The following is a 12199-nucleotide window of genomic DNA, read 5'->3' on the forward strand; positions in this document are numbered from 1 at the left end:
TGATTCAAAAAGTGGGGTTGGGCGAGGATATGATACCCCATCATATCCGAGGGGTCGCCTCACTCAAAAACGCGAAAGCCAGATCTCAAAGGTCTCGGCCCAGAAGCCCGCGCCGTACCGCCTAAGCGGTCGGCGTCGGGAGTACGTCACGCATCACCCGAGTGGGGCATTTGCCATCATTGACAAATCAACCCGAATTGGGAGCATGACGGGAGAGGATAGGGGAATGGAGAGTCCCTAACCCTCGAAAAGCGCCGACCCAGCAAGCAGCGATCGCGCGCTTTCCCGGAGTCAGGTCTGCGATCGATAAAAACGCGATCGCCCGCACCGGAGAGCCTCCCCAGCCTCCACCCGGAATGCTGGACACAAAAAAGCCTAATGACCTCTGGCACTAGCCTCTCCCAGATGCGATGTACTGGGATTTAATCGGCTATGCGCCCATCTCGAACTGACAATCGATCCATTTCACAATAGGAGAGTGTGGTGAATTTCGGACGTGTGCTCACCGCAATGATTACGCCGTTTTCAGAAGACGGCAGCTTAAACTTAGCCGTGGCAGAAAAGCTAGCCGCGCATTTAGCCAATAGCGGCACCGATGCCGTGGTGGTTTGTGGGACCACAGGCGAGTCCCCCACCTTAACCTGGGATGAAGAACACGAATTATTTCAGGTGGTGAAAAAAGCCGTGACGGGGAAAGCGAAAGTCATCGCCGGAACCGGGTCGAATTCTACTCGCGAGAGCATCGCAGCCACCCAAAAAGCTGCTAAACTAGGAGTAGATGGATCGTTACAAGTTGTTCCGTATTACAACAAGCCGCCACAAGAAGGAATGTATCGGCATTTTAAAGCGATCGCCGAAAGCAACCCAGACATGCCACTGATGCTTTATAACATCCCCGGTCGCACCGGACAGAATTTGCTACCGGAAACAGTGGCGCGTCTGGCAGAAATTCCCAACATTGTGGCCATCAAGGAAGCCACCGGCAGCACGGATCAAGCCAGTCAGGTGCGACGGCTAACGCCCCCGGATTTTACGATGTATTCTGGAGATGATTCGATGACCCTGCCCCTACTGTCGGTTGGGGGGTCTGGAGTAGTCAGCGTCGCCTCTCATTTGGTGGGAGAGCAACTGCAAGAAATGGTGCAAGCCTTTGAAGGGGGTTCCCCGCAAAAGGCCACGGAAATCCACTTAAAGCTTTTGCCTTTATTTAAAGCCCTGTTTGCCACCACCAATCCCATTCCCCTGAAATATGCCCTCAAACTTCAAGGGTGGGATGTGGGATCTCCTCGCCTACCGCTGTGTGATGCCTCTGATGAGGTGAAGAGCAAAGTCAAAGCGGTAATGGAAGAACTCAACCTACTGTAGGTTTCCTGGGGAGAGAGTCCCGGTCATGGGTCAGGAGTGGCGATCGCACAAATCCGGTCGCCGATGACCCATGACCTATCAAAAATAACCATTAATTGAGTTGTCACAATTGCTCAGTACATTAACAACGGAAAACACATGAGTAAAAAAGGATCTTCCCCCGCCCTCAAAATTATTCCCTTGGGTGGGCTGCATGAAATTGGTAAAAATACTTGCGTCTTCGAGATTAACGACGAAATCCTCTTGTTAGATGCAGGACTGGCATTTCCCACCGATGGAATGCATGGCGTCAATATCGTCCTGCCAGACATGACCTACTTGCGGGAAAATCGCCATAAAATCAAAGGCATGATCGTCACCCACGGTCACGAAGACCACATTGGCGGGATTCCCTTTCACTTAAAACAATTTGATATTCCCACCATCTACGGTCCGAGATTGGCAATGAATTTGCTCGAAGGCAAATTAGAAGAAGCTGGCGTGGCCGATCGCACCGAACTGCGAAGAGTAGGTCCGCGCGAAATCGTGCGCTTGGGCAAATCATTTTTAGTCGAATACATTCGCAATACCCACTCGATCGCCGATAGCTTCACCGTTGCCATTCACACCCCCGTAGGCGTGGTCATCCACAGCGGCGACTTCAAAATCGACCATACCCCAGTAGATGGCGAACATTATGACTTGCAAAAGCTCGCCGAACATGGGGAAAAAGGCGTGCTGTGCTTGATGAGCGACTCCACAAATGCCGAGGTTCCCGGATTTACGCCCTCAGAAAGTTCTGTATATCCCAATCTCGATCGCATCTTCTCGCAAGCCCCCGGTCGCTTGCTGGTGACCACCTTTGCCTCTTCGATTCACCGCTTGAACATCATTTTGCAACTAGCGAAAAAGCAAGATCGGGTGGTGTCTGTGGTCGGTCGCTCCATGCTCAACGCGATCGCCCACGCCCGCAACTTGGGCTATATCAAGTGCGAGGACAGCCTGTTCCGACCCCTGCACGCCATCCGCTCCCTGCCCGAAGAGAAAGTCCTGATTCTGACCACCGGCTCTCAAGGCGAACCCATGTCCGCCCTGACTCGAATCGCCAACGGCGAACACCGGAAAATCAAAATCCGTCAGGGAGATACCGTGGTCTTCTCCGCCAATCCGATTCCCGGCAATACCATCGCCGTGGTCAATACCATCGATAAGCTGATGATGCAGGGCGCAAACGTGATCTACGGACGCCATCAGGGCATTCACGTCTCCGGACATGGCTCTCAAGAAGACCACAAGCTGATGCTCGCTCTCACTCGTCCGAAGTTCTTCCTCCCAATTCACGGGGAACACCGCATGCTAGTGCAACATGCCAAAACCGCTGAAAGCATGGGCATCCCCGGCGAAAATATTCGGGTAATCGATAATGGGGATGTGATAGAATTGACCCCCGATAGCATCGAGGTGGTGGATAAAGTGCCCTCCGGTATCGAATTGGTGGATTCCTCGCGATCGGGCTTGGTGAAAGATGAAGTGCTCAAGGAACGTCAGCGATTGGCAGAAGATGGCGTGATTACCGTGGCGGCGGCGATCGGCTTCAATGGCAAACTCGTCGCCGAACCCTCCGTACACCTGCGCGGCGTGGTCTCCTCCATCGAACGGGAACAGCTCCAAAAATGGGTCTGCGAAACCATTGAAGATTGTCTGAGCGATCGCTGGACCGAATTTGCCAAGTCTTTTGGCGATGGCGAAGTCGATGTGGACTGGACCGGTCTGCAAACTCAACTCGAACGGGATCTCAAGCGGATGTTGCGCCGCGAACTGCAAACCAATCCCTTATTGGTCTTGTTGATGCAAACGCCCAAAGAACCCGTGAAATCAGCCACCACCGGACGTCGTCGCACGCGATCGACCGCCAAAGTCGCGTCCTAATCCTTCGCGATTTCACACCCTACCCCTACAGGGAAACTCCGCCCGCCCGAGGCGATTTTTTCCCTGTAGGGGCTTTTTTCCTCAAACAAAAAAATAACCCTAACTGGCTAGGGTTATCCTTTATTTGCCAACTCAATGGCATGTGATTAAGTTTCATATTCTGCGAGGGGAAATTTGATTTGACTCCGTATTCCGACGCTATTTTTTAATTTTTTTATGTCCTTTCTCTCCTTTTAAGGTAGCTTGGAGTTTATTGTGAACTGCTCGATAAACCACATGATAGCCGACCTCGATGCCACATTCTTCTTTCAGCCACATCTGAATTTCCCCATAACTATTAAATCCGTCGCATTCTTGCAGTTGTCGCGCGAGTTGCTTCATCACTTCCGGTGGAATTGCCGGTTTTTTGCCCGGATTTTTATACTGCTTCAGCAAGCCTGACAATCCATCTTTTTTGTACTTTTGGAACCAGCGATAAATCGTGGAGGTATCACGCACTAGCACAGCGGATAACTCTTGGAGCGTGGTGATAGTTCCGCTTTTGAGTAAATAAAGCGCTTGCAGTCTTTCTTTGCTGTAAACGCTGGTCTGCTTCTCCAAGAGTATTTTCAGTTCTTCTGCTGATTCTGTTATTTCTAGCTTTAAATTTCTTCCCATTTGAAAAGATTTCCAATTCAGCCCTATGCGTTAATTTCATGCAGGAACATACTAAAATTGTATCAACAGCCTAGCTCAGCGACTCCGGATCGTCAAGAGCGCAAGCGGTGAATGGAGAATGCAGAAATAAAACGTAAAAGAGCAACTGGGAAGAGTGGATGAGCGTAAGCGGCAAATTTCCCATTTTTCATCTAACCCTAGCCCGGAAAGAGTATGATGAAATACAGTGAAAAAAGAAGCGGGAGCGATTCTATGGGTCATCCGGGAACCGATTCGGGGGAAGTGGAATTCCCCGATCGCTGGAACTATGAAGCCACAGTGGCGCAAATCGAAGCGATTATCGATCGCGTAGAATCTGGCGAACTCGAACTCGCCGAGGTATTCGACCAATTTTATGCGGCGGTAGAATATTTACAACAATGCGAAACCTTTCTCGCCCAACGAGAACAACAGATGAACATTACCATCGAGACCCTCAATGATGGAGGGTTTGACTTTTGAATTAGCCGATTTCGAGGGCGATCGCCACTTTCCCATTCCCCGGCGATCGCCTGCCAATCGCGCCCGGTTAAGCAATACTGCCCCGTTTCCGGGTCTCCTTATAAGAGGTACTCACATTTTGCAACCCAGCTTGAATCATCTGCTGTTCGAGTAAGGCAAAGAAATGGGCGCGATCGCTTCCGCGTACCACCGCTTGATTGTGCGCCTCCGCCAAAGCCACCGGATACCCATACCCTTTTTGCACCTGCGCCAACACCAGACTCAACGCCGAATCCAGCAGGGTTGGATCTTGCGCCACCCAAGCAGGCATATCCACGCGGGCAATTTCCGGGCCGACATGAAGATAACAAAAATAAACCTGATGTGCGGCATCATACAAGTCCAAAATCCGGGCACAACTGCGCCAGAGGGGACTGCGCTGCCCCGGTTCCAACAGGGAGGCCCAAAAGGTGGTATCGCGCAAGGGGTCAAACAGCTGACAAGGAGCCTTGCGATCGTAAGGGCGACTCACCTTATCCGCTTCCAAAGGACAATGGGTAAAACAATCGGGATGTTCGTAGGGACAAGCTTGCAAGCGCAAAAAACTGAGGGCTTCACTGCTGCGAGACGCGCTGAGATACCCGACAATCGGAACCCCCCACTCGCGCATCTGTTCCCATGCTTCAAAAATCGCATCGAGAATGAGCTGACGCGCATCGGTGGGTAAGGGTTCTAAAAACCAGTAAATCAACGATCCATCCACCATTGCTAAAATCGGCGCTTCCGGGTGGGCGATTTGACCGCTACCGGGAGTTCGCAAGTCGCGGGCTAAATGTGCCAATGCTGCGGCTTCCGAAACCGCCCGCCGATAGCTCATCCACTCTTCAGTTTTTATCCCCCACTGGCGCGACACGTACAGGTCTTCGGGTTTGTAAAACACTTCCGGTATGCTCTCTAATGATGCCATCCGACTTTGACCGTAGTGCAACACTACTCGTCCGACATTGATTAAATAGCAATAGGCAATTTCGTGATGGGAAGGGGCGATTTGAGAACCATCGGTAGCAATCACGGTTTGCACTTGGGGTGGCTGGGAGATGAATGGACGCAGGTTGAGCGGTTCTACGGGAATGGCGGGGGTAAATGCCATGCGATCGCGCCAGTTTTGGCGCTGTTCGACTAAATGCCCCTGTTGCGATCGCGCCTGTTTTATCAATTCCTGCGCCACTTCTAATCGCTGATGGGCTTCTTTTGCTTCTTTCGCCAAATGTTCGCTAATCCCTTGCATTTGGCGGGCAATTTTGGTTAAATCCAGCATACTATCCCCTTGGTGGTGACAACCCACCGCTTTTGTTCGTTCTTTCCGGTGCTAATTTTACCCTTTCCCTCCTCAAGCTGGGGCAATACACCTCAATTCACTGCTTTCTTTGTCGCGTTTCTTATGGTATAATAAAAAATTGCGCTGCCAAAATTAGGCAATTCAATTAACTACCGTAGAGACGCGCTCGAACCGCCTATGCGATCGCGACCTGCCCGACCCTACTGTGGAAGAATTATACCGAATCCGGGATATTGCTGCATTGTTCCTGTGGGAAAAACGGTATTTCCCCGGTTTTTTCCCCATTGACCGATTGACGAATAGCCGATCGCCTCGGATTTCACATGCGTTTATCAATCATGTCAGCCAACAAGGCAAACATAGCGGTTTGTGTAGCAGCAATCAACAGCAGCAGGGTTCTGTCGGTTAAATCTTCTCGCACAAAGATATCTTGAATCAACGTCAAGCAAAAGCCGGCGAAAAAGATTCCAGCAATGGGTAAAAAGACGCGAATGGGAGCGAAATAAAGACCGGTTCGCAAGATTAACTGGACGAATCGTAACGTATCGCGGATGGGTTTGATTTTGCTTTTGCCTTGGCGAGGGTGATAGTCAATCGGTTCGTAGCGAACCACATAATTATTGTTTAGCATTGCCACGGTAATGGTGGTGGTAAAGCTAAAGGTATCGGGCAAAATTTTGAGAAACTGTTCGACGACGCTTTTATGAAACACGCGCAGACCACTGTTGAGGTCTGGAATGCGACTGTTGGTAATCCATTGCGCAAAGCGAACGAGAAACCACTTGGGAATTTTCCGCAACGTTGGGTAGCGCACGTTAGCGCCGATGCGCGCGCCGACTACCATATCCGCATCTTGGGTTAAGGCGACGAGTTGGGGGAGGATGGCGGTGGGATAAGTACCATCTGCATCGGCGATCGCAATTAACGGATAGGTGGCATGTCGAATCCCGGTTTTCAGCGCCGCACCATATCCGCGATTGTTGCGATGTTCGATCGCTTTAATATCCGGTCGCGATCGCAAAATTTCCCGGGTGCGGTCTGTGGACCCATCGTTGACCACGATAACCTCATAGGTACAACCGGAAGCGGTTAGATTTTTCTGTAGCTCATCTAATGTGGGTGCAATGCCTTTTTCTTCGTTATAAACCGGAATAACAACGGAAAAAGGCGGCACCAAGAACTCCGTTGTGGAGAGGAGGGGAGAGGTTTCCTCCAGAAATTCCTTGCTGTCTTTCTTCATGGGGTTGGGGTGGAGAGCGATCGCGGTAGATATAGAGTTGCATTCACGCCCTCGTCACGACTTTTCGGTGCTTTTTCAGTTCAATTTGCTAGGGGTTAGCAATTTGGGGGAGAAACTGATTTAATGCCCAAACCGGATCGATCGGCGGCGGAAGAATTGCCGCACCGAAACCCTCCGCATTGCCGATTTAAGGCCAATCGGAGAAATCCCGGGCAAACTCCTCGAGGGACAATAGCTTGATGTGGGAATTTTCTACGGCTAAAGCGCGATCGTCGGGAGTATTGTAGCCCCAATCGGCCAGATAGAGGCGTACCGGTTGCAAATCCGGCTGTTTTTCCACCGATTCTAGAGTTTTTAGCCGATCTTCCACAAACCAGATCTCCGGGGTGGGGGTTGTGCTACCCAATAGTTCTCGCAGGATTTGGTATTTGGGACGCTCGACATTTTTGCCATAGATCGCGTTTTCGGGAAGTTCCACGCCTTGTTGGGCGAGGAGCGATCGCACGAAGCGTTCTTCTTTGGTGGTGACGACGCCGACGCGAACCGAACTAGCAAGAGCTTGTTGGATGCGGGCGATCGCCCCGGGATAAAAGCGATGCAGACTCAGCCATTCGTTTAAATTCGAGTTAATCCACTCATCGCGGACGCCATCCACGCGATCGCTGACCTCAGCCGGATCCAATCGGGCCTCGGCGACGATTTCCCGACGCACTGCCGGCCACTCATCCCGAACCTTTTCTTCCGGAATGCCCCGCAAGAGCGCTCTGAGAACCACCGGCATCTCCCACCCGGTTTCGATAACAGGTCGCAGGCGGTAGAAACTGGAGGCTAAATTCTCCGGTGGCGTCGGATCTGTGTTGGGCCACATCTGGCAATAAGCACGCCAGGTGGTTTGGAAATATTCAATCAACCCGTCACAGATGACGCCATCAAAATCAAGAGCCAGAATCGTCGGATGCTTTGGTGACATGGTTTAGGGGAGCAGTTTACCGCTCAATTGTCCCACAAATTGCATTGAATGACATTGGTTAATGACCAATGACCAATAACAAAGGACCAACACAGAACCCCGCTGATTTGAAACCAGCGGGGTTCTTGCAGATGTTGTATGAGTTGTGAAAGAATCCTACCGATAAATTGGATAGGATTGCCAGTTCGTGGAACTGGGGCGGAAGGATTCGAACCTCCGAATGCCTGGACCAAAACCAGGTGCCTTACCGCTTGGCGACGCCCCATCGCTTAACCTTCATCATAATAACCTCTACCCCTAGGGATTTGTCAAGGGGTTTGGCAAATTTTTTTTAATTTTTTTGGGATATAGCTGGAAACTCTTGCTGGTAGGGGAATTCGGGAGACGAGGGGCGGGGAGGGAAAAGAGAATCAGGCGCACCAACTGGCCAACTGGGGTTGCTTAACGGGAATAGAAATGTAGAAGGTGGTACCTTCTCCGGGTTCGGATTCGCACTTGAGGATACCGCCATGTTTTTCCACAACGATTTTATAGCTAATCGAGAGACCCAGGCCGGTGCCTTTGCCCACGGGTTTGGTGGTGAAGAAGGGGTCAAACAGGTGTTTTTTGACGTCTTCGCTCATTCCCGGGCCGTTATCTTGAATGCGAATAGCCACGTGGGAGGGTTTGGCTTGGGCGTCGGTTTTGGCGACTTCGGTGTGGATGGTGATGATATGGGGATTGGGTTGATTTTCCAGGGCGTCCATTGCATTAGCGAGGATGTTCATAAACACCTGATTGAGTTGGCCGGCGTAACATTCGACGCGAGGCAGATTGGCGTAGTCTTTAATAATTTCGATGCCTTTATCTTTGCCTTTGGGTTTGGCGCGGTTGTGCAGGATGAGCAGGGTGTTATCAATGCCTTCGTGGATATCCACCGGTTTCATTTCTGCTTCATCGAGACGGGAGAAGTTCCGCAAGGAGACGACGATTTGGCGGATGCGATCGGCACCCATTTGCATGGAGGCGAGGATTTTGGGTAAATCTTCCAGGAGGAATTCCAGGTCGATATCTTCGGCGACTTCTTGAACTTCCTCAGCCGGTTCGGGATAATGCTGTTGATAGACTTCGATCAGGTGGAGCAAGTCTTGGGTGTAATTGTTGGCGTGGACTAAGTTGCCGGTGATGAAGTTAACGGGGTTGTTGATTTCGTGGGCGATGCCGGCCACCATTTGGCCGAGACTGGACATTTTCTCGGTTTGGATTAATTGGGCTTGAGTTTGTTTGAGATTTTGCAGGGCGACGCTGAGTTGTTGGGCTTGAGTTTGGGCGGCGAGGGCGGCGGCGTGAGTTTGGGCATAGAGTTCGGCTTGGTCGATCGCCAATGCGAGTTGGTCTACCACTCCTTGTAGCAGTTCCACTTCGCTATCACTCCAGGGGCGGCGGGTGTTGTGGCTGCAAACCACGGCACCGAGTTGACCCGATCGCGTTTCCAGGGGTAGCAGCAGAACGGAGGCGATCTGCATGTCGCGAATCAGCGATCGCGTGTTGTCATCGACTTTCACCGCCGTGTTGATGTCGTCTACCCGTAACGATTGTAAATTGCGGATTCTCGCGGCCAAAGGACCGCTTTGGGCGGGGGGATATTCGCACAATAGACTGGGAACCTCGGCATTGCGGGATTCGTGGGTGACGGTTAAGCTCGCCTGCACTGGATTGGGAAGGTACCATAAAAAGTGACATCTGTCAATCTGCAATAAACTGCGGATTTCTTGGACGGCGGTTTCGAGAATGGTATCCAAGTCCAAGGAGTTGCGAATCTGGCTAGCGAGACGGAAGAGCAAGCCTTCGCGGCGGGACAGCAGGGCTTCTCTAGCCCAGGCGCGATCGACGGCGACGGCGATGCTATTGGCGACCCATCCCAATAAACTTTGCACTCTTGGGCTGAGGGTGTGGTGAGAGAAGACGGCGATCGCGCCGACTAAGCGATCGTCTACAATCAGCGGTAGGGCGACAAAATTGGCGTCGAGACAACAGCTATCCACAAACAGTTCTTCTGTGGTATCCCCCGGGCTGGATAAGTGCCCGCAATAGGACTGACGAGTTTGTGCCAGAGTCCCGAGGGGCGGCACTCCCAGCGACACCCGTTCTGGAAAACGTTCGCGATCGAACGGTTCCCCGGCGCTGGCGTGTAGTTCCAGTTGTTGGAAGGCGGGATTTAAAATCCAAATGCTGGCGGAAGCCACATCCAGATGGACGATCGCTGCATTCATGCAGTGTTGCAGCAGGTCGGACAAGCTTCCGCCTTGGGCTAATATTAACCCCATTTCCGCACTAAAGGCGGATAAATGGGTGGATTCTTGCTCGACCCTTTTGGCCTGTTTCAGGGGAGTCACATCTTGGAAGTAAACGGATAATCGGTTGGGTTGGGGATAGGCAGTCATCTTCAACCAAATTTGGGCGGATGTATCGTACAGTTCCAGTTGCGCGATCGCGCCATCGCTGATGGCGCGATCGTATTTCTCAGCGCTAGAGGCTTGCCATTGCGGGAACTCGGACCAGATATTTTTCCCCAGCAATTCCTCTCGGCTGCGCGATAAAATTTCTTCGGCCCGAGAGTTAAGCTTGATAAAGTTCCCCTCGGGGTCTAAGGCAAAATACCCCTCGTTGAGGCGGTCGAGATCGACGTCGGATTCGGTATCGGTGGCAGGGGTTTCGGTACTGAAGAGAATGCCTTGGATTTCGAGCAACGAACCGTCCGGGTCGAAAATACCGCGCCCGCGATCGCTGACCCATCGCCAGGTTCCATCGGCGTGGCGGATCCGATACTGCACAGCAAAGGGTTGCTGTTGGGCGATCGCACCGTGAATCTCGCTTTCGACTCGTTCTCGATCCTGAGAATGAATCAAGTGGCTATAACTGACCCTGGGGGTGCGTCCGTTGTCCCGAGACTGGCAGAGAAAATCCGATGGGGGATAGCCCACAATTGCGGCAATTACCGGATTGAGAAAAACCCGACAATCTTCCTGACCAACGCCAGGGCAACGATAAGGAGCCATCTGCACTTCGGCGAGCAAGTGGTTTAAAGACTCGTTTTGAGACTCGTTCTGGAACTGATTTTTTGGGGGCAATACTGAGACCTTGCCATCGCGCGGGGTGGGGCGGGCTTCCCGCTGGGGCGATCGCCATCTAGAACGTTCCGTTCTTTGGGAAGGTTCTGGAGTTAGGGGGGCGCTAGGCGTCCGAGGTGAGGGGGGAGTTTCCGACCGAGGGATCGATTCTAACTGCTTGGCGCACAACCGTCCGAGGATTTGCAATCCTTGCAGTTGTTCGCCACTGAGTTCGCGTACCTGGCGATCCATAACGCATAATTTTCCCAGTTTCTCTCCGGCTTGGGTTTTCAGAGGGACTTCGGCATAAAAGCGGATCTCCGGTTCGTCTGGGATTGGGGTTTGGGGGGCCAAGCGCGGATCCGATCGCAGATCGCAAATTTGCATCGGTTCTATGGGGTTATTCCTGTGGGTTTCGCGATCGAGTGTCGCGCAGATTTGCAAGACCCAGGGATTTTCACAGGAAGATAGACCCCGACTCACCACTCCTCCCCTTCCGTTAGCCCGATCGAGACAGATGGCGGCGATCGCCGTATCGCAAGTTTGGGTGGCCAACTGGGTAAACTCCTTCAACTCACTCATTACTTGTGCGTCGATTTGGTTTGACTGAGGCCAGGATTGAATTGTAATGTCTTGTTCGCTTGGCACTGGTGTTTTCATGGGTACGGACGCCTCTCATTTTGAAGCCTGCCAGTCTGGGGACTGGTGCGTGTTTTTCATCGTAGTAGAGCCGAATTTCCGCTTCTGTTTCGATCTTACGTTCCGCAAGCCTCAAGCGATACAGGGGAATTGCGGAGGTCAGCATCCCGTTTTTCTTTCTGCCTGGAATATTGACGATTTACTGGAACTGACGGTGGCACCGATTTTTGGATGCGGCTTCCCCCACCGGGCAGTTCTAGATTAGTTTCTCATCAAATCTTGATTCGCTTTATAGCGGTTCTGGTGTGGGCGAAGTACCAACTTTTTTCTGGATTCGCCCACCTCAAGGGTGGGGACAGATTTGGCCTAGGTACCTCGTCAACTTGCCAAATGCTATGTTATCTATTCTTCCTTATTTTTAAGATTGTTTTTACAGTTTTTTCATCAGAAATTAGGGTTGGTAAGGGGGAGAACGGAAACCCTCGTCATTTATGCGTAGGGAGGAGTTCTCC

The 12199-nt window shown here is 51.8% G+C and carries 9 protein-coding genes and 1 tRNA gene; 3 read left to right on the plus strand and 7 right to left on the minus strand.

Features of this window, described 5'->3' with window-relative positions; all coding sequences use genetic code 11:
• Positions 1 to 187 precede the first annotated feature (187 nt).
• Positions 188 to 367, minus strand: coding sequence for a hypothetical protein (locus tag AC0QH1_RS16600; protein WP_324632332.1), 180 nt, complete (start codon positions 365 to 367; stop codon positions 188 to 190).
• Positions 368 to 480: 113 nt separating this feature from the next.
• Here AC0QH1_RS16600 and dapA point away from each other — a divergent pair, with 113 nt between their 5' ends.
• Positions 481 to 1365, plus strand: coding sequence for a 4-hydroxy-tetrahydrodipicolinate synthase (dapA, locus tag AC0QH1_RS16605; protein WP_324632333.1), 885 nt, complete (start codon positions 481 to 483; stop codon positions 1363 to 1365).
• Positions 1366 to 1503: 138 nt separating this feature from the next.
• Positions 1504 to 3273 (plus strand): ribonuclease J, encoded by a 1770-nt coding sequence (locus tag AC0QH1_RS16610; protein WP_324632334.1) that lies wholly within the window; start codon positions 1504 to 1506, stop codon positions 3271 to 3273.
• Positions 3274 to 3471: 198 nt separating this feature from the next.
• Here the strand turns inward: AC0QH1_RS16610 and AC0QH1_RS16615 are convergent, their stop codons facing one another.
• Entirely contained in the window at positions 3472 to 3930 is a 459-nt protein-coding gene (locus AC0QH1_RS16615; protein ID WP_324632335.1) for a helix-turn-helix domain-containing protein, read from the minus strand.
• Positions 3931 to 4143: 213 nt separating this feature from the next.
• Between AC0QH1_RS16615 and xseB the strand changes: the two genes are divergently transcribed.
• Entirely contained in the window at positions 4144 to 4431 is a 288-nt protein-coding gene (gene xseB, locus AC0QH1_RS16620; RefSeq protein ID WP_324632336.1) for an exodeoxyribonuclease VII small subunit, read from the plus strand.
• Between the two features lie 67 nt (positions 4432 to 4498).
• Here xseB and AC0QH1_RS16625 read toward each other — a convergent pair whose 3' ends face one another.
• From AC0QH1_RS16625 to AC0QH1_RS16645, 5 genes are all read right to left on the minus strand, one after another.
• A complete protein-coding gene (locus AC0QH1_RS16625; RefSeq protein WP_324632337.1) occupies positions 4499 to 5728 on the minus strand; it encodes a DNA double-strand break repair nuclease NurA in 1230 nt (409 codons plus the stop codon).
• A 340-nt stretch (positions 5729 to 6068) separates the two neighbouring features.
• Positions 6069 to 6989 (minus strand): glycosyltransferase family 2 protein, encoded by a 921-nt coding sequence (locus tag AC0QH1_RS16630; RefSeq protein WP_324632338.1) that lies wholly within the window; start codon positions 6987 to 6989, stop codon positions 6069 to 6071.
• A 187-nt stretch (positions 6990 to 7176) separates the two neighbouring features.
• Positions 7177 to 7959: an HAD family hydrolase gene (locus AC0QH1_RS16635; protein WP_324632339.1), complete on the minus strand. Its 783-nt coding sequence runs from the start codon at positions 7957 to 7959 to the stop codon at positions 7177 to 7179.
• Between the two features lie 193 nt (positions 7960 to 8152).
• Positions 8153 to 8224, minus strand: a tRNA-Gln gene (locus tag AC0QH1_RS16640).
• A gap of 145 nt (positions 8225 to 8369) precedes the next feature.
• Positions 8370 to 11696, minus strand: a complete 3327-nt coding sequence (locus tag AC0QH1_RS16645; protein WP_324632340.1) for a GAF domain-containing protein — start codon at positions 11694 to 11696, stop codon at positions 8370 to 8372.
• Between the last annotated feature and the right edge of the window lie 503 nt (positions 11697 to 12199).

The sequence above is a fragment of the Phormidium sp. CCY1219 genome (genome assembly GCF_055795085.1).